11 protein-coding genes are annotated in these 22,365 nt (G+C 69.0%); 2 read left to right on the plus strand and 9 right to left on the minus strand.

The features are described from left to right. Positions 1-42 precede the first annotated feature (42 nt). The 4 genes from L3V85_RS22120 to L3V85_RS22135 form a co-directional block, all read right to left on the minus strand. The gene (locus L3V85_RS22120; RefSeq protein WP_237674849.1) at positions 43-12,519 is read right to left on the minus strand and encodes a filamentous haemagglutinin family protein; all 12,477 of its coding nucleotides are present in this window, start codon (positions 12,517-12,519) and stop codon (positions 43-45) included. Between the two features lie 219 nt (positions 12,520-12,738). Next, positions 12,739-13,728, minus strand: coding sequence for a FecR family protein (locus tag L3V85_RS22125; protein ID WP_237674850.1), 990 nt, complete (start codon positions 13,726-13,728; stop codon positions 12,739-12,741). A gap of 5 nt (positions 13,729-13,733) precedes the next feature. Continuing rightward, positions 13,734-14,294, minus strand: coding sequence for an RNA polymerase sigma factor (locus L3V85_RS22130; protein WP_237674851.1), 561 nt, complete (start codon positions 14,292-14,294; stop codon positions 13,734-13,736). An 11-nt stretch (positions 14,295-14,305) separates the two neighbouring features. Beyond that, positions 14,306-14,905 (minus strand): STN domain-containing protein, encoded by a 600-nt coding sequence (locus L3V85_RS22135; RefSeq protein ID WP_237674852.1) that lies wholly within the window; start codon positions 14,903-14,905, stop codon positions 14,306-14,308. Positions 14,906-15,183: 278 nt separating this feature from the next. Here L3V85_RS22135 and alkB point away from each other — a divergent pair, with 278 nt between their 5' ends. Both alkB and L3V85_RS22145 read left to right on the plus strand, forming a co-directional pair. Next, a complete protein-coding gene (alkB, locus tag L3V85_RS22140; protein WP_237674853.1) occupies positions 15,184-15,837 on the plus strand; it encodes a DNA oxidative demethylase AlkB in 654 nt (217 codons plus the stop codon). A gap of 5 nt (positions 15,838-15,842) precedes the next feature. After that, a complete protein-coding gene (locus L3V85_RS22145) occupies positions 15,843-17,690 on the plus strand; it encodes an ABC transporter ATP-binding protein (RefSeq protein ID WP_237674854.1) in 1,848 nt (615 codons plus the stop codon). Here L3V85_RS22145 and L3V85_RS22150 read toward each other — a convergent pair. From L3V85_RS22150 to L3V85_RS22170, 5 genes are all read right to left on the minus strand, one after another. Continuing rightward, entirely contained in the window at positions 17,683-18,111 is a 429-nt protein-coding gene (locus tag L3V85_RS22150; RefSeq protein ID WP_237674855.1) for a hypothetical protein, read from the minus strand. The genes L3V85_RS22145 and L3V85_RS22150 overlap by 8 nt on opposite strands. Before the next feature lie 175 nt (positions 18,112-18,286). Continuing rightward, the gene (locus tag L3V85_RS22155) at positions 18,287-19,483 is read right to left on the minus strand and encodes a hypothetical protein (protein ID WP_237674856.1); all 1,197 of its coding nucleotides are present in this window, start codon (positions 19,481-19,483) and stop codon (positions 18,287-18,289) included. A gap of 26 nt (positions 19,484-19,509) precedes the next feature. Continuing rightward, positions 19,510-21,267: a ShlB/FhaC/HecB family hemolysin secretion/activation protein gene (locus L3V85_RS22160; protein ID WP_414080148.1), complete on the minus strand. Its 1,758-nt coding sequence runs from the start codon at positions 21,265-21,267 to the stop codon at positions 19,510-19,512. Between the two features lie 79 nt (positions 21,268-21,346). Continuing rightward, complete coding sequence (locus tag L3V85_RS22165; protein WP_237674857.1) at positions 21,347-21,601, minus strand: hypothetical protein; 255 nt, start codon at positions 21,599-21,601, stop codon at positions 21,347-21,349. Between the two features lie 335 nt (positions 21,602-21,936). Beyond that, on the minus strand, positions 21,937-22,362 hold the full coding sequence (locus L3V85_RS22170; protein ID WP_237674858.1) for a hypothetical protein: 426 nt from the start codon (positions 22,360-22,362) through the stop codon (positions 21,937-21,939). Positions 22,363-22,365 lie beyond the last annotated feature (3 nt).

The following is a 22,365-nucleotide window of genomic DNA, read 5'->3' on the forward strand; positions in this document are numbered from 1 at the left end:
CACGCGGCCGGGAGCCTGGCAAGGCGCTCCCGGCCGTCGCGTTCACTGCCCCAGCAATTGCCGCTCCCGCGCCGTGAGCTTCGCCTTCTGCGCCTCCGGCAGCGCCCCGCGCCCCAGCACCTGCACCGGGCTGTTCACGTCGTAGCCGACCCTGGTGGCCGCCGCGCGCGGCTCGGCGGGCGCGGCGGCGCCGTCGCCTTCGCTGCCGAAGCCCAGCACCCGCACGGTGAACACCGACGGCAGGCTCTGCCGCGTGGCCGCGCGTTCGCGCTGCAGCACGTCCTGCGCGGCAACCGCCGCCTGCGATGCGGCGGCGCTGGCGTTGGTGAGCGCGCCCACGTTCACCGCCGCGATCGTCGGGATGCCCACCGACTCGCCCTTGACCGCGATGTTGGCCGCGTTGACCACCTGCAGGGCCGCGAGGTTCACGTTGCCCGACACGCGGATGCCCGCCTCGCCCGCGTCGATGGTGCCCAGCGGCGCGATCAGGTCGATGTCGCCGGCCGGCACTTCCGGAATCGGCGCCAGCGTCGCGATGCCCGCGCCGGTGCTCGGCACGTTCGACGACAGGGTCACGTTGCCCCACTGGTCGTACTCGCGCTTGGGCGGCGTGTAGACCACCGTGGTCTTGGAGCCGCGCCCGGCGTTGATGTCGCCTTCGGCCGACCATCCGAGGATGTGGCCGCCGAAGGTGGTCATGATCCGGCTCTGGCCCAGCAGGATGCTGCCCAGCGAGTACAGCGAGATGTCGCCCTTGCCCTGCGTGATGACCCCGGGCGTGATGCCGGCCTTGGCCACCGGCGCATTGCCCTCGACGCCGAACAGCTGCATGCCGCCCGGCGTCAGCATCTGGATGCCGCCGCCGAACAGGGTGTTGACGCCGGCCGAGCCGTACATCGTGATGTCGCCGCGGTAGCTGATCGCCTTGCCTTCGGCATCGGCCTGGGGGAACAGCGCCGAGATGGCGTTGCGCCCGCGCAGGTAGCTGCCGTAGCGCGCGCCGTCGGCGTCGTTGTACTCGCGCCCGCCGGCCTTCAGCTCGGAGAAGTACACCTGCCGCGCGAACACGCGCTGCTGCTCGGCCGGCAATGCGTCGAAGAAGGCCTGCGCCTCGCTCGCCGTGCCGGTGAAGCCCAGGCCGTTGTCCGCGTCGCGCAGCCATGCAAACAATTCGGCCTCGTAGGTCTTCACGACCTTGCCGGGCTGGCTGGCCAGCGGCGTGCCGCTTTCGGCGCGGCGGTCCGCGTCGAGGTAGCGCGCGAGGAAGCCGGCGTAGTCGGCGCCCTGCGCGCCGGTGCCGGCCGTCATCGCGATGCTGGCGCCGGGGCGCTTGTCGCCCGGCGTCACCGGGCCCAGGCTGGCCACGGCGGCGCGGTCTTCCATGACGATGTTGCGTCCCGCCGTGATCTCCAGGGTGCCGGGGCCGGCCACGTTGAAGCTGCTGTACAGGATGTCGCGGCCCGCCACCATGCGCGAGACATCCTGCGCATGGCCGTGGACGGACAGGTTGCCGCTGGAGTCCGCGTCGTTCTTCGTGCCGGTGCCCAGGCTCAGGGAGGTGGGCTGTCCGAGCCCGGTGCCCGCGCTCACGATGTCGCGCCCCGCGATCACCCAGGCCGGCGCGGCGGCCTCGTACCAGGTCGCGCCGTCCCTGCGCTGCAGGATCTCTCCGCTTCGCAGGCCGACGATGTCGCCGTTCAGCGCATAGAAGCGCGCCGGCGTGCGCGGCGCGTCGGCCGCCCCGGGCGCATAGGTCTCGGGGACGAAAGCGAACAGGCGGAACGGGTCGGTGCGCGCGTTCACCTCCAGGCCACCGGCCCCCAGGTTGTCGGCCACGCGCTGGTTGCCGTTGAAGCCGACGAACGCGGGCTTCAGCGGACCGGGCATCTGCGCCGGGTCGGCGCCCGACTGGTTGATGGCGTAGTTGCCCATGTACATCGAGTCGCCGGCCAGCAGCTCGAGCTGGCCGCTGCGCGACGGCGCGAGCAGCAGCGAGAACCGCGAGGTGGAATCGTTGGTGCCCCCGTCCCCGTCATTGGCCGAGGAGCCGCTGTAGATGCTGCCGCCCGCGGCCACCGCGCGCAGGATCGCCGGGTAGACGAAGCGGAAGTCGGTGGGCGCGACGTTGGTGCCGGTGACGATGGAGGTGGACGTGCCCTCGCTCATCTGCGTGCTGGGCGTGAGGCTGCCGCCGGCCGAGAACAGGTCGATGGCGGTGCGCCCGGTCCACAGCGAGAACCAGCTCAGGCCGCCGCCGCCGTACGACGCGAAGGGCGAGCTGTTCATCAGGCGCACCCGGCCGGGGTCGCCGGCGCCGCCCACCACCAGGTCGCCCAGGGTGTCGATGCGCATGGCCGAGTCGCCGGGCATCAGCACGAGGCCGCCGGTCGATTCGGCGCGGTTCGAGGTGAAGGGGTCGAAGGCGCGCGGGTCCTTCATGTCGCGCCCGCCCAGGATCATGCCGCCGACCGAGGCGGCGCTCAGCTGCGTGGCGCCGCGCAGGTTGACCAGCGCGCCCTGCAGGTCGTGGTTCGGCTTTTCCGAGCCGTTGGCGTTGCCGCGCGCCAGCTGCGAGCTGTTGACGCCGCCGCCGATGCGCACGTCGATGTCCCCACCGCCGGTGAGCACGATGCTGCCGTCGTCGGCCACGCGGCCGGTGCTGCCGACCGCCACCACCAGTCCCTGGCTGCGCGCCGTGCCCTTGCGCTCGAGCATGCCGGCGTTGCCGCCGGCCTGCACCTGCACGTTGCCGCCGCCGAGCGTGCCGAAGCCGGTGAAGCCAACCAGCGAAGGCTTCACGTCGGCGCCCAGGGTGCCGCTCGGGTCGACGGCGTAGCTGCCGAAGTTGATCCACCACGCGGTCGGCAGCTGCGCGCTGCCGTCGCCCTGGCGCCAGAGCCAGTTGCCCACCGCCACGCTCGACTTCTGCACCACGTCGCTGTTGAGCGGGGTGAGCATGTCGCTCGTGATGTCGCCACCCGCGCGCACCAGCAGGTTGCCGCCGGCCTCGGGGAACCAGGCCTGGTAGGCGCGGGCGTCGCCCGCCACCAGCGATTCGTAGTCGGCGCCGCCGGTGCCCAGCACGCTGGTGGCGCCCGGCGCGGTGCCGCGCGCCTGGTTGTAGCGGGGCGCGACACCCGCGGACTGCGTGCCCGCGGTGTAGATGCCGTAGAGCGAGCGCACGTCCACGTCGCCCGAGGCGACCAGGTCGAGGTCGCCGGTGCCGGTGCGCACCACGCTCATGCCCTGTCCGTGGGCGGCGAGGGTTTTCATCGCGCTGCCGTAGTCGATGCAGTTCTCGGGCGTGAACGTGCAGATCGGCAGGTACTCCTCGGGAACCGGTGTGCCGCCCGGGAAGCCGAAGCCGTTGCCGGGCGACCATGCGATGCCGCTCTTGCTGACGCAGTCGTTCGGGTCGAGCAGCGCGCACAGCCACTCTTCGTCCGGCGTCACCGGCTGCCCCGAGGGCATGCCCCAGTTGTTGAATTCCGACCAGACCAGCGTGCCGCCGCCCTGTGTGACGGTGGCGCGGTAGTGCGTGTCGGCCAGGCGCAGGCTGCCGGCGCCGGCCAGCGCGATGCGCGTGTCGGCGGCGCCCAGGTCGGCGCCGGCCACCAGCCGCACCGACCACGACTCGCTGCCGGCCGCGAGCATCGGTGCCAGCGCCCAGTTGCGCCCGCGCGTGCCGTCGCTGTCGGGGCGCAGTTCGATGTAGCCCACGCCGCTCTCGAGCACGACCCTGGTGGTCGACGGAATGAGCGCGCCGCGCTGCAGCTCGAGCGTGCCGGCGAGCAGCACGTTGCGGCGTGCGACGTCGTTCTCGAAGGCGACCGGCAGCGGCACGCCCTTGGGCCAGCGCATGGCGGCCAGCGCGGTGCCCTTGGGCAGCGCCATGCCGGCGCCCAGTTGCGTGCCCGTGGGCAGCACCACGGCCTCCTTCAGCAAGGTGCCGCGCGCATGCAGCAGGTTGCCCGAGGCGTCGCGCACGTCGCCGGACAGCACGGTGCCCGCGGGCACCGTGTACGGTTGTGCCAGTGCCCCGGCGGCGGGCAGGCGCACGGCCTCGCCCAGCGTGAGCGCCTGCATCGGCAGGTCGTAGTTCAGCGTGGCACCCGACGGAAACGTCGTGCCCTCGGCCAGGCGTACGCCGCCGATCGGCAGCACCAGGTCGCCGTTGTAGGGCTGCACGCCCGGCACCAGCGCCCAGCCGTTCTCCTCGGGCGTGAGCGGCGGCGGCGCGAAGCCGTCGTTGATGCTGCCGTAGATGTCCATGTTGCCCGCGGCGCGCAGCACCAGGCTGCCCGCCTCGCCGGAGCCGTACACGCCGGTCTTCTGCGTGCGCGGGTTGAGGCTGTCATAGCGGTAGCCCGACAGGTCGAGGTCGCCCTGCACCACCAGGTCTTTGTCGGTGACGATCTGCACGCCGGGGCGCAGGTGCAGCGCATCGGCATAGGTGGCGTTGTTCAAACCGGCGAGCTTGCCGTGCAGCAGCGCGCCGTTGGCGAGCGCCGCGTCCATGAACTTCGTGCTCTGTTCGTGCTTGTGGTCCAGATAGGCCTGCGTGATCTCGCGGTACGGACGGCCGCTCACGGAATCCAGCCCGTCCTTGATGACGGCCAGGGGGTCGGTGTCGTCGTAGCGCCAGACGGCGTTGACCGCGATGGAGCGCGCGCCGTCGATGGCCAGGCTGCCGCTGGCGTCGATGCGGATGTCGCCGCTGGTCTCGCCGGTGCGCGCCGCGTACAGCTCCAGCGTGCCGCGCTTCTGGCCGTCGTGCTGGCCAGGCTGGCTGCCGACGGCGGCGCCGGTGCCGTGGCGCAGGTCGATGCGCGCGCCGCCGGCCAGCGTGAGCACGCCGTCGCCGCCGTCGAGCTCGACCATGGCGCGGTTGGGCGCGTCGATGATCTTGCCGCGGCTGTCCACGCGCAGCACGGTGCCGTGCGCGTCGAGCAAGGCACCGCCGCCGATCGTCAGGCCGTTCCTGCCCGCCAGGCGGATGCTGCCCACGCGCTCGCCGCTGGCGTCGATGGTGCCCAGCACCGCGAGGCTGCCGTTGTCGACGGACACATTCACCTCGCCGGCCTTCAGGCCGGCGCCGATGACGAGATCGCCCTGCTTCAGCTGGAAGCTGCGGCTGCCGAACACCGCGCCGTCGCTCAGGCGCTGGTTGAGCGCCGCGAACTGGTCGCTCAGCGTGCCGCTGTCGCCCAGGCGCTGCGCGCGGATGTCCACGCCGCCCGCCTTGAACGGCACCATCGTGCCGCCCGCGTCGTAGTGGCCGCTGCTCGCGCCGAGGATGCGGCCCTGCAGGTCCACCACGCCGGCCGACGCGCCGAGCGCCACCGCCTTGAGCGTGCCGGCGCGGTTGCCCTGCGCCGACAGGTCGATGGTGGCGCCCGCCGCCTGGCGGATGCCGCCGGCCTGGCTCTCGAGGCCGACGTCGCCGCCCCAGCTGAACTTGTCGACGTCGTTGAAGGACAGCTTGCGGCCCGAGACATCGATGAGCGCGCGGTCGGCCAGCGTGAGATCGTCCTGCGCCGTCATCGCGAGCTTGCCGCTGGGCAGCACGATGGCCGAGTCCAGCACGATGCTGCGCGCGTTGAACGCGAGGTCCGCGCCCAGTGCCTGGATCCGTTTGGCCGCGTCGGCGTCGAGCCGGCCGCCTTCGGGAGCGCCGATGCGCAGGGTGCCGCCGGCGGTGATGCGGCCGACCGAGCCCGCGTCGCCCGTGACGAGCGGCGTCGTGATCTCCAGGTTGCCGCCGCTGTAGGCGTAGCCCTTGCCTTCTTCATAGGCGCCCTGGCTCTGGTAGACCGAGAGGCTGCCCTTGCGGTTGGTGCTCAGGCGCTCGCTGGCGCCCAGCTTCACTGTGGCGAAGCCGAGCGCAAGGCGCGCATCGTCGTCCTGGCCGTTGCTCACGGTATGGGGCGCGCCGCCGAGTTCGATGCGCGCCGCCTGGATGTCGAGCGTGCCGCCGCCGGTGCCCGCGCCGCCGTCGATCACCGTGCCGGGAAGCTGGGTCGCGCCGCTCCAGATCAGGTTCTGCGTGCGGATGGTCGCCACGTCGCCCGCGCCGCCCGCGCCGTAGATCGCGGGCGTGCTGAGCACCAGCGAGTCGACCCGCGACTTGCCGGTGGCCGGATCGATGGTGTCGAGCGTGACGCTGCCGTAGAAGTTGATGGCATCGCGCACGGTGAGCGTGAGCGATTCGAGCGCCGGCGCGCCGATGCTGGTGTCGCCGTTCAGCAGGCGCTGCAGCAGGTCCTGCGTCAGCGTGAGGCCGCCGGCGAGCACGCCGCGCGCCTGCGCGTCGGCCAGCGACTGCGTGGTGCCCGCGTTCACGCCGCTCACCGCCAGCGCAAGGTGGCGCGTGCCGTAGCGCGCGGCTTCGTCGAGTTCGAAGGCGCCGTTGGTGGCCGCCGTGATCGTGCCCTCCGAATAGAAAGTGCTGTTCCTGTCGCACGACGGCAGCGCGCATACGCCCAGGCGGATCGAGCCCGTGCTGCCGATGTCGGGCGCCTGCGGCGCCAGCACGTCGAGCCGGCCGTTCGACACGGCCAGCAGGCTCGTGGTGCCGGGCTGGTAGACGAAGCCCGAGGACGCGTCGTAGATCGCGTCGCCCCGGCCCAGCGTGGAGATGCCGGCGCCGGCCTCGACGACCAGGTCGCGGCCTGCCAGGAAAACCTCCGGCGCCTGCAGCGAAGCACCCGCGCGCAGCACCACGTCACTGGCCGGCGAGGAGAAGGTGACATAGCGCCCCTGCTGGCCGTAGACCACCAGCGGCGTCGCGCCGACCACCAGCCGGCCGGCGCCGAGCGCGTTGAGCGTGTCCGAACGGACCGAGGCGCCATCGAAGCCCGGCGTATGGCGCTGGCCCGCGCCCAGCACCTCGATGCTCACGCCGAGCACCATGGCCGTGCCGCCGCGGCCGCCCTGCGCCGCCTGGAAGCGGGCCAGGCCCTCGAAGTTCAGGGACACGTCGTCGTTGCCTCTGCTCAGCACGAAAGCCAGCGATCCGGCGTCGGCCGGCAGCACCGCGCGCGGCACGCCCAGGCGCGCGGCGTCGGTGCGCACGAAATCGGCATAGCTCGTTTCGTTGTACTGCGCATAGGTGCGCAGCACGGCGGCCGGCGTCAGGATCACCTGGCTGGACAGGCTGTCGCGCAGGCCCGTGCCGGCCACCGACAGCTGGCCGCTGCTCGACCAGGAACCGTTGCGCATCGCCAGCGGCTGCGCGCCGGCGCCCTTGCTTCCGGGGGCGCCGTTGAGCTCCACGCGGAAGGCGCCCGGCAGCAGCGCATAGGTCGACGGCATCAGCGTGTAGGTGCCCGCGGGCAGGCCCGGCACGCCGGCGCCGATGGTGATCTGCCGCCCGATGCCCGCCTTCGACGCGCCCGCCGGGCCGCCGGCCGGCGCGGCCAGCGGCTGCACGCCGGGAACGATGGCGTACACCGCATTGGTGGACAGCGAGGGCAGCGAGAAGCGGCCGTCGGCGCCGATCTGCATGAGCGGATGGAAGCGCGCGTCGGTCGAGCCGCCGCGGCCCGCCACGAAGCCCGCGCCGGTGAGTTCGCCGCCGCCGGAAAGATCGAGCAGCGCGCCCGCCTGCACGTCCACGAGTTCGGCGCCCAGGCGGATGCCCGCGCCGCCGTCGGCGCCCTTGAGCGCCGCCGGGCGGCCGTCGTATTGGTAGGCAATGCCGTCGGTGGTGCCGCCATAAGGCATGACCAGCCCCGCGCCGCTAACCGACGTGATGCTGCCAGGCAGCAGCGCCACGCGCTTCGTGCCCTGCGAGCTATCGGTGCCCAGGGTGATGTTGCCGAGCGGCGCGCGGATCACGCCGCCCTGCTCGATCACCGCGGCGGCGAATTCCAGCGACCCGAAGGCCGAATAGGGAACGCCGGCCGGCGCCTCGCCGCGGCGCTCGATGCGCAGCACGCTGCCAGGGTCGTAGACCGGCCTGAGCACCACCGGGTCCATGCGGTAGCCCGCATTCACCTGCGCGATGGCCCCGGTCTCCGGATAGAGCTGCGCCGCGGCGAGCGTGAGGCTGCCGCGCGTCCACAGGCGCGAGCGCGCATCGGCGTTGTTGGGCGCGAGGAAGCGGATGTCGCCGTCGCTTGCCAACTCGACGTTCTCGAAGCCGCGCCGCTCGACGCGCACCGGCGTGAACTCGGTGTGTTCGGCATAGTTGCCCGAGGTGCCGAAGGAAATGCCGTTGCCCAGGTCGAGCATCCGGCCCGCCTGCACCGAGAACGCCGCTTCGGAGTCCAGCGGCGTCATGCCGTGCTGGATGCCGGGACGCACCGCGCCACTGCCCGCCGAGTAGTACAAGCCGGTGCCCGACAGCTTGACGTAGGGCGCCGCCAGCTGCACGCGCGCATTGGCGCTGGACGACTCGGCGAGCGAGAGCGAACTCGAGAAAAGCGACAGGCTCTGGCCCATGCGCAGGCTCACGTCGCCGTCGAAGGACAACTGGCCGTTGGCCAGCAGCGCGAGGTTGTCGAAACCGCCGGCGCTCAACCGGTCGGCCGAGAGCCGGGTCTTGCCATAGCGCAGCGCCGCGTCGGCCTGGCCGGGCGCCAGGTCCTGCGCCAGCAGCGGCGCCTGCGATTGCACCAGCGTCAGCTCGCGCGGGACGATGGTCTCCTGCTGCGCCCGGTTCAGGCCGGTGCTCCGGTACAGCGGCGATTCGAGCGCGATGTCCAGCGAGCCGCCCGCCGCGCCCGCGCCGCCGGCCGCCGCACGCAGCGAACCGTCGATGTACAGGCCGAGGTACGAGCTCAGCGAGATGCGCCCGCCGTCGGTGGCGATGTTCGTGCGCCCCTGGCCCGGCACGTCGAGCGCCGCCTGCGCACCGGAGGCGTCGAGCCTGGCGCCCGGCCGCACGATCACGTAGGCGTCGGCCGAGCTGGCGATGGCGCGGTCGTGGTCGAGCACGCCACCGATCACGATGCTGCCGCCGGCATCCACGTCGCCGTAGCTACGGCCGTGCACGTCGACGGCCGTGCGCGCGCGGCCCGACACGTCGAGCACGGCGTTGTCGCCGATCCAGATCGAGCGCGTGTGCACCTTGCCGTCGGCCTGCGGCGTTTCCTGGGCCGGATCGACCAGGCCGAACTGCTGCTGGCGCACGTCGATGCTGCCGCCGTGCGCGACGAGCGTCGCGTCGACGGTGATCTGGCCCGCGCCTCGCAGCGCGATGGTCTGCCCGGGATCGACCTCGATGCGCGCACCGCGCCCGACGAGCAGCGAACCGGTCAGGGGATCGATCTCGCCGAGCAGGCTGCGGCCTGACTGCAGGGTCAGGCTCGCGCCCTTGCGCTGCAGCAGCACGCCCTTGGCCGCGTCTTCCAGGTAGAGCGGCTGCGCCCACAGCTCCAGGGCTTGCGCGGAACCGCTGGCGGTCGACACGCCGCGCGCTTCGTCCCTGAAGCGGTACACCGGCATGGTCACGTCGACCTGCGTGCCCTCGGCCACGCTCAGGCCGTCGCCGCCGATGACCTCGTAGGCGGAGAAGCCCTTGTCGAAGAAGTTGCCGCCCAGCACCAGCGTGCCGGCGTCGGTGCCGCCCGCCTGGTCGGAGATCAGCACCTTGGCCGCCTCCAGCGACAACGTGCCGCCGCCCGCCACGCCGTAGCCGTGCAACCGCGCTTCGGGGTCGAGTCGAAGGCTGCCCGTGCGCGTGGTGGTCGCCAGCCGCACGCTGCCGCCCTTGCCGCCCTGCGTCTTGCCACCCATGCGCATGACCGCGCCCGAGGTCACGTCGACCGTGCTGCCGCGTTGCAGCGCCACGTCGCCGCTGGCGCGGATCGCAACGCTGCCGCCGCTCGCATAGGCGACGTTCTCCGCGAACGGGTCGAGCTCCAGGTTGCTCCACAGGCCGCTGGCGTCCAGCGTCACGCCGTCGGCCAGCGTGACGTTGCCCAAGGGCTTGGCCGCGTTGACGAGCATGTCGACCCGGCCGCTGACGCCCACCTGGGAGAGCACGTTGCCCAGCGCCATGCTGCCGCCGTGGGCCGTCAGGTTCGCCTGCACCGCGACGTCGTTGCCGTACAGCGTGATGTTGCCGCCCGAAGCCACGCGCAGGTCGGCGTTGACTTCGATCTTTTCGCGCGCGGCGATGCGCACGGCGCCCAGCGCCATGCCGTTGAGCTGCGCGGTATCGAGCACCAGCTTGTCCTTGCGCTCGGCGGGCAGGGCCGTGCCGAGGTCCAGCGCGGCGGCGATGCGCTCGCCGGTCTCCTTGAGTTCCACCCGGTCCAGCGCGGCGACCAGCACATGGTTCAGCGCACCGGTGCGCCGGTCGAACATCGGCACGTAGTCGCCGATGACGAGCTGGCCCCGCTGCGAGGCCGCGTTGTGCGACTGGTTGTAGCCGTCCACGTCCGCCTGCGGCGCCTGGGTCTGCCGCGCGCCCTGGAAGGCTTCGCTGGTGATGTCTCCCTCGAGCACCGCCGCGCCGGTGGCAATGACCAGCTTGCCCGCGTCGCGCCCGACGGTGTAGCCGTTCTCCAGCCGCTTCTGCGGGCCGATCAGCGGGTTGTAGAAGTAGCCCGTGTTCTTGTCGCCCCAGCGCTTGTGCTCGTCCTCGAAGCCGCGGTAGAGCCCTTCGTAGCGCTGGTCGCCCGGCGCCTTCGACACCTCGTAGAGGCGCCCGTCCGCGCCCTTGAGCCAGGTCTGGTGGATGAAGCCCGTCTGCACATTGAGCGTGCCGCCCGAGAGATTGATGTTGGAGCCCGCCTGGGTGACGACCTCCGCGCCGCCGAAGCTGACGGTGCCGCCCTGCGCCATCCATTCGCTGGCGGTGTGGCCCTCGGTGCCGAGATAGCCGCCCACTTCCAGCAGACCGCCCGCCGTGTACCAGCGGTCGCTGGCGTAGCCGTTGGTGCCCTTGGGCACCAGGACCAGGCTTCGCCGGTCGATCCACACGTCGAGGTTGTTCAGGCTCTTGCCGTCGCGGTTGAGCGGCGCGTCGCGCTGCTCGTTGCCCTGCACGTTGACCTTGACGTTGTTGCTCTCCATCGCCAGGTTCACGCCCACCGCGCCCGAGACGTCGATCCGCGCGCGGTCGCGCACCAGGCTGCGCGCGGCCGCCGTGACCGCGATCTGGCCGCCCGTGGCCAGCGTCAGCGAGTCGGACTGGAAGTCGACCGTGCCGCTGCTGGCGATCTCGATGCGCGACTGGTCGCGCCGGTCGCGCACCGCCGACACGTCCTGGTTGGGTTCGGGCAACGCGGGCCCGCGCAGGCCGTCGCGCTGGCTGTTCAGCGCCGTGGTCTTCCCGTCGTCCTCGATCACCACGGCGGTGGCGGCGCCCGGGCCGAGCGTGACCTTGCCGTCCGCGCCCAGCGCATTGAGATGGACCGTGCCGCGCGTGTTGACCGTGGTGGTGGCAACGGCCACGCCGTTTTGCCGCACGTCGCGCCCGGCCATCGTCACGTCGCCTTCGCGCGCGACGATCAGCCCGGTGTTGGTGACCTTGCCCGCGAGGCTGTCGGTGTTGAACTGCGGCGTGACCTCGTTGCCGCGGGTGCTGGAGGCCTGGTTGCCGCCGGTGCCCGAACCCTTCTTGATGAGGAAGCTGTCGCCCGCGGCAAGCGCCGCCTGGCCCCTTGGCGTGGCGATGTCGCCGGCGTTGTGCACTTCCTGGCCGACCAGCAGCACGTAGCCGCCGCCGTCGGTCGAAATCGTCGGGGCCCGCGTGGCGATGCGGGCGCCCGCCTGCACTTCCACCTTGCCTTGCGCGTTGCTGAAGGTGGGCGTCGTGCCGTTCGAATAGATGCCGTTGGCACCGAACTGCGCGTCGGAAATATGCGCGGCGGCGGCCACCAGGTTGCGCGTGTCGACCTGGCTGGTGCCGCTGAACACGATGCCGTTGCGGTTGGCGATGAGCACGGTGCCGTCGCCCTTGACCTGCCCCTGGATCCGCGAAGGCCGCGCCGCCGGGTCGTTCACGCGGTTGAGCACGGCCCAGTCGGCCTGCTGCTTGAATTCGACCGTGGTGTTGCGCCCGACGTTGAAGGTCTCCCAGTTCAGGATGGCCTTGTCGCTGGTCTGCTGCACCGTCACCGTGCTGCGACCGCCGGCGTTGTCGGCCTTGGGCGCCAGCGCGTTGTGCCAGCCGGCCGTGAGGCTGTTGGTGTCGACCTTCAGGCCGCCGTCCGCCAGGCCGTCGGGCACGTCGGTGCCGGCGTTCATCGCGGCCTGCCGCGCGGCCGCCTGCGCCGCCTGCTGCGCGGCAATCGCCTGCGCCGCGAGGTTGAGGTTGCCGATGGAACGCTGCAGCTGCTCGTTGGCCTTCTGCTGCTGCGCGAGCGGGTTCGTCAGCAGCGACGCCGGCGTGCCGTTGGGCAGGTAGCCCGTGGCCGCCGCGGTGCCTTGCGCCACGTTCTTCTGCGCCATCCATGCGGCGCTGAATGCGCGCTGCGCCTGTGCGTTGCCGGCCAGTCCCGCCATGGCCAGTGCGATGGCGACCGCGTGCGCGACCGGTGCGCGGCGGAATGTCTGTTTGCTCATTTCATACCCCAGAGGAAAACCCGTTCGCGTGATTGCGTGGCGCGGCGGCGTTGCGGCGCCGTGCTCTGGTTAAGAGACCGGGCTCGCCCGGCGCGACCGACACGGTCGCGGCAAAAGACAGCAAAAATTTCCTGCGGGGTGCGAAGCGGCGTGTTTTTCACAGCCGTGTCATGAAGCGCATGCAAGCGGGCATGCGCGTGTTTTCCGAATGCCGAAGCGTCAGCCGAGCAGCACGATGCCGGCCGGCAGCGTGGTGACCTTGGCGCCGTAGCTGGCGCCGATCAGCGTCTCGACGCGCGCGAGCTGCTCCAGCCGCAACCGCGCCTGCACCTTGCGGCGGCCCAGCTCGGCGTTGGTGACGATCAGCCGGCCCGGGCGGTAGCGGTTGATTTCTTCCACCACGGCCGACAGCGGCGTGTCGTTGAACACCAGCACACGGTCGCGCCATGCGTTCACGACCGAGAGGTCGGGCTTGCGCGCAAGCTCGGCGCGGCGCCCGCCGTAGTTGATCTGCTGCGACTCGGCGGCCACCAGCACGCGGCCGCCGTAGTTCAGCTCGACCGAGCCGGCCAGGCAGGTCACGCACACCTCGGAGCCGGTGGCGCGCACGTTGAAGCGGCTGCCCGCGGCGGCCACCAGCTTGCCGCCGCCGGCCGTCAGCGTGAACGGCGCGGCGCGCGCGGTATTCAGGAGCACCTGCGCCTCGCCCGCCAGCAGGTCGAGCGCGGCGGGCTCGCCCTCGGCGCCGCGCGCGAGGTTGAAGCTGGTCTGGGTGTTCATCTCGACCACCACGGAATCGGCCAGCACCACCTGGCGCTGCTCGCCGGTGGCGGTGCTGTAGTCGGCCGTCATGTCGGACAGCGCGGGCCACAGCCTGGCGGGCGGGCGCACCACGACGAAGGCAGCGGCGCCGGCGGCCAGCGCGGCGCCCAGGAAATAGCGGCGCCCCGGATGCGCAATGGCCGCCACCGCGGCACGCGGCGACGCTTCGGCCGCGCGCATGCGCTGCGCCACCGCCTCGGCGGCGGGCCGGGTCGCGTCCCACAGCCGGGAGGTCTCGGCCATTACCTGAGCGTGCAGCGGGCTGCGGCCGCACCAGCGCTTGAAGTCTTGTGCGTCGACCGTGGTTGCGCGGCCCGAGGTCAGGCGCACGAGCCAGTCCCGCGCCTGGGCTTCCAGGTCGGCGCGGTCGTCGGACGGGGTGGTCATGGTCGTCATTCTTCTATCAATGACTGTTTTCCGGCCCCGGGACCGAACCTCTGGATCACATCGCGCCCCAAACGGCCCGCGCAATGCACCAGCGCGGCCTTCACCTCGCGCTCGACGATGCGCACCGACACGCCGTAACGCAGCGCGATGTCCTTGTGCGGCGTCTCGTCCACGCGCGAGGCCAGGAAGATCTCGCGGCGGCGCCGCGGCAGCTCTTCGAGCGCGCGCTCCAGCGCCTGCACCTCGCTGCGCGCCTCCGACACGCGCGCCGGGTCGCGGCTGTCGTCGGCAAAGTGCAGCAGCTCCTCGACCTCGACGAAATCGAGCAGCCGCCCGTTGGCGATGCGCCTGTCTTCCGCCACGTTCGACGCGATGCGCAGCAGGTAGGCCATCGGGCTGGCCACCGGGCCGGGGTCGCTCATGCGGTTCACGCGCAACCAGGTCTCGTGCAGCACGTCGTCGGCCACGTCGTCGGAGCCGAAGCGGCGGCGCAGCCGGTTGCGAAAGTCGACATACCGGCTCGTCAGCAGGCCGCGCAGGAAACCGGGGGTGTCCTTCGAGTCCACGGCCTGTTCGCTCAGGAAGCCGCGCGCGGCGTGACGCCCGCGCAGATGTCGGTGCTGACGCCCGTGCTGGGCAGCAGCAGGATGGTGAGCGGCTCGTCGGTGGCGCCGTCGGCCGGCGGGGTGAGCACCAGCGAGCTCATGGCGGCCTCGAGCGCCGCATCGCGCTGGGCGATGCCCGTGGAGGTCAGCATGCGCGTGCGCCGCACATGGCCGGCCGGGCCGACCCACAGCTGCAGCAACGCGCGGTAGCTGCCAGGCTGGGCACGCGGCCAGCGGCACAGCGTGCGTTCCACTGCCTGCTGCACGATGCGCGCGTTGCCGTCGTCGGGCACCGCCGCCGCGTCGGTCGGCGCGGCGGGAGGCATGGGCGCGGGCAGTGGCGCCGCCTCGGTCTCGACCAGGGTGAAGGTGGTCTCGTCGGCATAGCGCGCCGCGAGCCGCGTGCCGGCCAGCAGGCGCTGCAATGCGTCGCGCGGCGCCAGCTCGCCTTGCACCGGCGCCGATTCGAGCCCCGCCGCCAGTTGCCCGTCGAAGAAAACCGACTGCCCCGTCGCTTGCGCGAACGCCTGCAGGGCGGCTGCCAGCGGCTGCGCGGGAATGTCGAATTTCATCGGCCTTGCCGCGTCCGGCGGCCGGACGGACGAATCGGCCGTGGCAAGGGATGCAGCAAGGGACAGGATTCCGAAGATCAAGGTCAAGACACAAACCCACCGCGACCGAGCAACGCGAAACATGCCGGGTCCTGTCACGAAATGGAAATTGCCAGCAGCGAGAACCGCCGTGGACGTACTACTTTTTGTCGAGCGGATGCTAGTGGCGATTTGTGACAAGTTGAATGCAAGGCGCCTGCCTGCAAGCGCCGCGCGCCGTGCTGGCGAGAATGGGCGGCATGACGACGACGCTCGCTTTGTTCGACGACCCGCCCCGCCAAGAACGCGAACCGCTCGGCCCCGGCGCCTTCGTGCTGCCCGGCTTCGCGCTGCCTTTCGTCGATGAGTTGCTGCCCGCGATCCGCGCGGTGGAAGCGCGTGCGCCATTTCGGCATCTGGTCACGCCGGGCGGCTTCACCATGTCCGTCGCGCTCACCAACTGCGGTGCGCTCGGCTGGACCAGCGACCGGCGCGGCTACCGCTACAGCCCCTTCGACCCCGACAGCGGCCTGCCCTGGCCCGCGATGCCGGAGCCCCTCGCACTGCTCGCGCGCGAGGCCGCCGCGAAAGCCGGCTTCGACGGATTCGCGCCCGACGCCTGTCTGGTCAACCGCTACGCGCCGGGTGCGCGGCTGTCGCTGCACCAGGACAAGGACGAGCATGACTACGGCGCGCCGATCGTGTCGGTCTCGCTCGGCATGCCGGCCGTGTTCCTGTTCGGCGGACTGGCGCGCGGTGACAAGACCGTACGCGTGCCGCTCGTGCATGGCGACGTGGTGGTGTGGGGCGGCGAAGACCGGCTGCGCTACCACGGCGTGCTGCCGCTGAAGGAAGCGCCGCACCCGCTGCTGGGCGCGCAGCGCATCAACCTCACATTCCGCAAGGCGGGCTGATACGCATGCAGGCGACAACGACCACCGACACGAAGAAGAGCAACAGCCCCGGCAACGCGATCCGCGAACTCTATGCCGCCCTATGGCACTTCGCCGCCGGCGCGCGTGCGCAGCTGCTGGGCGCGACGGCGCTGCTCGCCTCGTCGCAGCTCATCCGCCTGGCGCTGCCCTATCTTGCCGGGCAGGCCATCAATGCACTGCAGCGCGGCGAACTGAACGGCGCCGGCCGCTGGATCGCGGCACTGGCCGGCGTGTACGTGGGCGCATGGGCGCTGCACGGGCCGGGGCGCATCCTGGAGCGCAACGTGGGCATGCGGGTGCGCGAGACGCTGGCCGACCAGCTCTATGCGCGCATCGCCGCCGCGCCGCTCGCCTGGCACGACGGCCACCACTCGGGCCAACTGCAGCACCGCGTGCACCAGGCGAGCCGGGCGCTGTCGGACTTCGCGCAGAACCAGTTCATCTGGCTCACCAACGCCGTCAACTTCGTCGGGCCGCTGGTGGCGCTGGCGCTGCTGTCGCGCACCAGCGGTGTGACGGCGCTTGCGGGCTACGTGCTGATCGGCCTCGTCATCGTGCGCATCGACCGCGCGCTCATGAAACTCGCGCGCGCCGAGAACGACGCGGATCGGCGGTACGTGGCCGCGCTGCTCGACTTCCTGGGCAATGCGTCGACCGTCATCGGCCTGCGGCTGCAGGGTGCGTCGCGCCTGCTGCTGCGCAGGCGCATGGCCGCGATATCGCTGCCGCTGAAACGCACCGTGGTGCTCAACGAAGGCAAGTGGTTCGCGGTCGACCTCATGGGGCTGGCGCTGACCTGGGGGCTGGTCGTGGTGTACGTGTGGCAGGCGCGCGCGCCGGGTCAGGCGGTGATGCTGGGGGCCGTGTTCATGATCTACCAGTACGCGCAGCAGGCGGCCGGCGTCGTCACCTCCGTGGCCGCGAACTTCAGCTTCTTCGCGCGCATGCACACCGACTACAGCAGCGCGGAGCCGATCTGGCAGGCCCCCTCGGGCGACGTGGCCGCGAGCGTGCCCGAGCAGGTGCCGGAGCAGGTGCCGGAGCGCGAGCGCATCGATGCGACGGCGGTGTGGAGCCGCATCGATGTCGACGGACTGCAATGGCGCTATGCGGCGCGGGGAGAGCAGCAAACCGAGGCAGCCGACCCCGTGACGGTGCGCAGCAGCGGCCTGCACGACGTGAAGCTGAGCCTGCGCCGTGGCGAGCGGGTCGCGCTGGTCGGGCCCAGCGGCGGCGGCAAGAGCACTCTGCTGCGCGTTCTGGCCGGGCTGTACCCGCCGGACAGCGGCAGCTTGTCGCTCGATGGCAGGCCTGTCGACTGGACGCAACTGCGCCGCCTCGCCACGCTCATCCCCCAGGAGACCGAACTGTTCGAAGCCAGCGTGCGCGAAAACCTCGCCTTCGGCCAGCCGCGCGACGACGCCCAACTGCTGGCCGCGCTGCACACCAGCACCTTCGACGAAGTGCTGAAGGCGAACCACGGCGACCTCGACACCGCCGTATCGGAGCGGGGCTTCAATCTTTCAGGCGGACAGCGGCAGCGACTGTGCCTGGCGCGCGGCGTGCTGGCCGCGCAAGGCAGTTCATTGCTGCTGCTCGACGAGCCGACCAGCGCGCTCGATGCGGGCACCGAGGCGCGCGTGCTGGAGCGCATCGCTGGTGCGTTTCCGGATGCCTGCGTGGTGGCGTCGATCCACAGGCTGAGCCTGCTGGAGCGCTTCGATACGGTGGTGCTGATGGAGGCAGGGCATGTGGTCGACTACGGGCCGCGGGATGCGGTGCTGGGGCGGCAGCCGCTGCTGCAGCGGATGGTGGCACCGGCGACTAGATGACGATCATCTCTCCCCGGCAGACAACACCGCTACCCGGCTTGGTATGGACACGAACCGCGCGGTGCATGTACTCCATGAACGTCATGCCCGTGGACGTCATTGCACCCGGATCTGTTGCATCAGGAAAATCGTCGTCATAGCGATAGACGAGATCGGGCTGGTCAGACTTCGTCAACAAGAAATAGAACTGCGTCTCCGATTCCACGGCAACGATCAAGCTGCCTTCAAAGCGCAGTTCGAACTTCTTCATCGCGAGAAATCTGTCATCCATTCCTGCTTGAAAGAAGACATGCCGACGAACCGAGCGAGCCCGATACAGGGAAATTGGATCGTCGCCAAGCAACCCGCCGTCCGATCGCCCCATCTCCAGCATGAACGCTCGAAGCTCTCCGGAAAACTCGACGTCGTACAGGCGTTCCATGGCGGCTAACTCATCCTTCGTATAGCCTTCCACCATGTTTGGGTGAAGCACTCTCGCGTGGTCGCCGGTCCTACTTGCGCAGAGTTGTTCGAAGATGCTTTTTCTCATGGCTTTGGCGGCAACTACGTGCGTTCGACGCGGACGGCCGGATGCGCAAGCAGTTGCATTCGAGATCTCAAGGCTTAACAAAGAAGACCATCGGCGGGCGTCCTTCAATTTTTGCAACATAGAACGGATGATCGGTCGCAACGGGCGCCGACAACCTGTATTGCCACGTCCCCCCCGCCTGCTCGAAACTGATGCGCGAGCTGTTGCCTGTCGTTTGCTCGCGCACATCGCCAGCAGTGAAAACCTGACGCCGTTGCAGCCAATCGAAGAAGCCGCCGTTACTCGTATTGCCGCTCCACGGAAGAGACATCAGACCAACCGACTCTTTCGGGACTGCAGCAGGGTCCGCCCCCAATGCCAGGAGCAAGTCACCAGACGTCGGCAAGGCCTCGTAGCGAAAGTTGAAGGTGTAAGGGGCCTCGGCCACCGAGTCGCTAGCCCGGACAAACTGCAGGCAGGCCGTATCCGCATCGGCGAACTGGGTCGCGGGTCCAAACGTCCCGGTGGAGTAATTGATCGAGCCGGTGACCGCGCGGGTCTGAACATTCGGTATGGCAGCCAACTCAGTCGCCGTTTTTGCGGCACACACGGCGGATGATTGACCTAGGGCGTATACGAACAACGTACCGTCGACGGCACTGGTGTAAGTCAAGGGCATGAGGCGAGACGAGCCGCCAATGATCAGGCCGTTCGAGTAGCTCAAGCTCGTCATGTTCAGGGAGAGCGTATTGAGTTCGATCGGCAGCGTCGCTTCGATGGTGACAAGCGCAGATGTCACTGAATCGAACGCTTGCCCCTTGGCCCTGAGCACATACGAGCCGGGTGCGGTTTGGGCCGGCATCAGCAGTTTGACCAGCGCAGGCGTTTTGGGGAAGAACAGGCCCGCCGATCCGCCACGCAAAGCGACCGAGACGGGGTTGCTGCCATCTGGCTTCTCGAGGGTGTAAGTGACGCTGAAAGCCGCCGCAAGATCAGCGGACAGGCGAATGTCGAGGTCACCATTGGCCGCTATGGGACTCACTGTGTCTAGCGCGCGCTTGATGAACGTTGTCGTCGTTGCTACCGCTGGCGACGCGGCCGGACCGGGACCGGGCGCTGGTGCCGCAACAGGGGGCGAAGCGGAATCAGATGCTGGCGCGGGCGCAAGCATCCCAGCGAAAGGCGCAAGGTGTCCTCCACCGCTGCCATTTCCCCCGCCGCCACACCCGCTGAGCGCGCCAAGTGCGAGCATGGTGACCGTCGTTGCAATCGCTTGTTTTTTCATTTTCGAAAACTCCCTTTGTGTTGTGATCAGAAACTGTGATTGAGGTTGAAACCAAGAGTGACCTTCGCAGTGCGATAGCCCTCAGGTTTGGAAATCGGTGCGCCGACGAAGAAGTCGTAGCTCAGCTTGGTCCATTGGCCGCGCACGCCGACGACGGCTCCGGCCAGACTGCGTCCGAGCAGGTCGATGGTCGAACGTCCGCCGACTTGCCCGTAGTCCATGCCTGCGTACAGTTCTGCCCCGCCTTGACCCACAGCCCAACCGACGTCGTTGCGGATGAGCCAGCCGCGCTCGCCCAGCAGGCTCGTCTCGCCGTCGAAGCCGCGGACTGTGTAGCGGCCTCCGATGGAGAAGCGGTCTTGCGGCGTCAGCGGCGTGCGGTTCCACTGCGCCCGGATCAGGCCCGAGTAGCGCAGCTTCTGCTCGCCGAGCTTGAACGGGGCGTTGAGACTGATGTCGGCGGTATAGAGCTTCAGTCGCGACGTACCTTCGCCGAACTCTTCTTCCGGCGCAACGCGGGAGCCAAAGCCGCCCGTGCCGCGCTTGTAGGCCAGCGTGCCCTCGAGCGTCGCATCGCCGATGAACTCCTTGTGGTTCAGGCTGAACTCCAGGCCACCGACCACGCGGTGCTGCACCTCGATTTCAGTGTCGTCCACGAAGTTACGTGACTCGCGGCGCCAGCCTTTGATGGCTACCGTGGTCTTGCGCTGCTGGTCGCGATAGATCAAACGCGAGAGCTTGATCTCGGCGTTATTGCTTTTGCCGGCGTAGACGTAGTCTTGGTTCAGGCCTGCGACGCTCTGGCGATATTGGCTGTTGGAGGCGGTGAAGCCGAGGAGCCAGTAGCCGTATGGCAGCGAGTAGTGAATGGTCTGGCCTTCGGTGCCCTTTGCCGGGTCGTCGAAGACGTGGTTGTTGATGCTGTGGTTGGCGCTGACGTAGAACAGGTCGTTCAGCCCGAAGGGGTTGTCAAGGGACAGGGTGGCGCCGGACTGATAACGGCCTGTGGCTTCGGTGCCGCTGTCGTCCAGACTGAGCGCAATACGCCACTTCTTGGCTTGGACGTACTTGACGACGAGGTCGCTGTCGCCGGGGTTGGCGTTGGGGGCGGTCGAGGGTTCGATCTGGATGTCAGCTTCGGCGGTCGGGGTGCGCTTGAGGTTTTCCAGTCCTTGTTCAATGTCCCGCAGGTTCAGCAGATCGCCGGGACGCGCGGGAATGGCCGTGGCGAGCAAGGCAGAGCTGCCGAGCAGGGTCGACGAGGAGTCGGCGGTCGTGCGAATGGCTGCGATGCGGCCTGGCACGAGGGACAGCGCCAGGGTGCCGGTGGACAGATCCTGCGGAGCCGCCAGCACGCGGGTGGTGACGTAGCCGCGAGCGATGGCGGCTTGCTGAGCGCGTGCGAGAACCACGTTGACACCGGAGGTGCCGAGGCAGCGACCGATGGGCGAATCGCTGCCATCGGGGCCGGACAGATCGGCGACGGCCCATTGGAAGGACTTGGACTGCTCGCCGACCAGCAGCACGCGGTCGATACGGAAGCACGGCGACTCGGCATCTGAGATGCGCTGCACCGGCGCTGGCGGGCCTGACTGTGGACGTTGGTCGACGGTACGCTCGTACTGCTCGCGTAACGCGCGTTCGCGTTCTTGCTGACGTTGTTGCTCTACGAAGGGCTGTGGCGTACTTGTCGCCTGGGCTTGTGCCAGCAGGGGACCGCCTATCAACACTCCGGCCAGTACGGCGCGCGGATTTGCTCTCAATTTCTCTCCCTCATCCATCATCTTTCTTGTCTACATTCATCGCTCACGCTGAACCGCTGCGGCATCAGCGACAAGCATGAACAGCGCCGCGAGCGCGTCGTCAGAACCGACCAGTGTCCTGAGGGTTGTGCACGATTTGAATCAACACGTCAGGTGTGTAGGACTTCGTGCGCGAAATCTCGGCGATCTCTCCGCCTGCTGCGCCTGCAAAAACCAGCACCCCTTGCCCCTTGTAGGCGAGATAGTGGCGCCAGCGATCCGTTCCGTTGTAAGTGGGGATCCATGCCTTGCCGGTGTTGTTCACTGTCTCGGCATTCGGCTTGCCCATGATCTTGAGAGCCTCGGCGTAGGTCATACCAGTGCGAAGTCGAGCAATTGCGCTGCCCGGTACAGGCTGGCCGACAACGGTTCGCTCCTCGTCTTCTTCCCCTGTGATCAATGCGCGGCGACTGGGCCCGTACAACGGTGCGGTTCGTCAGGCGACAAGCGCGCACACCAAGGTGAAAGCAAGAATAGTTCGACACTTCAATTTCATTCCTCCCGAGTTTTTAAAGCCATCTCACTCTGCGCGACGCATGCTCACAACACGCTTGCTTTCAGTGCGTTTGTGGCCCAATTGCGCTTCAGAATTTTCACTTCCACGGCTGATTGGGCATTAATCACTCGATTGGATGGCTACCGGGAAACGCTTCAGGCAGAATTATTTCGATATATCGCGGAGATTTTATCAGCCAGCCCGGGCTTCAAATCCGAAGAAATCGACTCCCAATTAAGCAACTCAAATGATTGTAAGATCTCGATAAGATTTTCAGTTGCCGAATACTGAACACCCATCCATATTTCCGGCTTCGATTCAGGATCAGAGGACGAATAATCCATTCTGATCGAATCGAAATTCTCCGGAGCAGAAAAAAACTCCTCTCCACTCGAAAAATAGATCAATCCACCCCGAAGGCTGGAAAAAATAAAATCCGCTACAGCCTCAACCCAAGCGCCATCCTCATTTGCGCCTTGCCCTCCAGCAATCCCGGAAAGCATAAACACAGCAGAAATATCCTCCAACCCCAGGTAGATTAGCGTTTGCTGATAAGCCAATAAAATTTTGGTCTCGCTCATGGA

It is taken from the genome of Variovorax paradoxus (genome assembly GCF_022009635.1).
Lineage (GTDB): Bacteria > Pseudomonadota > Gammaproteobacteria > Burkholderiales > Burkholderiaceae_C > Variovorax.

Coding starts and splice junctions, on each gene's coding strand:
- L3V85_RS22120 (WP_237674849.1), bottom strand. CDS start 12,519: ATGAGCAAACAGACATTCCGCCGCGCACCGGTCGCGCACGCGGTCGCC.
- L3V85_RS22125 (WP_237674850.1), bottom strand. CDS start 13,728: ATGACCACCCCGTCCGACGACCGCGCCGACCTGGAAGCCCAGGCGCGG.
- L3V85_RS22135 (WP_237674852.1), bottom strand. CDS start 14,905: ATGAAATTCGACATTCCCGCGCAGCCGCTGGCAGCCGCCCTGCAGGCG.
- alkB (WP_237674853.1), top strand. CDS start 15,184: ATGACGACGACGCTCGCTTTGTTCGACGACCCGCCCCGCCAAGAACGC.
- L3V85_RS22145 (WP_237674854.1), top strand. CDS start 15,843: ATGCAGGCGACAACGACCACCGACACGAAGAAGAGCAACAGCCCCGGC.
- L3V85_RS22150 (WP_237674855.1), bottom strand. CDS start 18,111: ATGGAACGCCTGTACGACGTCGAGTTTTCCGGAGAGCTTCGAGCGTTC.
- L3V85_RS22155 (WP_237674856.1), bottom strand. CDS start 19,483: ATGAAAAAACAAGCGATTGCAACGACGGTCACCATGCTCGCACTTGGC.
- L3V85_RS22160 (WP_414080148.1), bottom strand. CDS start 21,267: ATGATGGATGAGGGAGAGAAATTGAGAGCAAATCCGCGCGCCGTACTG.
- L3V85_RS22165 (WP_237674857.1), bottom strand. CDS start 21,601: ATGACCTACGCCGAGGCTCTCAAGATCATGGGCAAGCCGAATGCCGAG.
- L3V85_RS22170 (WP_237674858.1), bottom strand. CDS start 22,362: ATGAGCGAGACCAAAATTTTATTGGCTTATCAGCAAACGCTAATCTAC.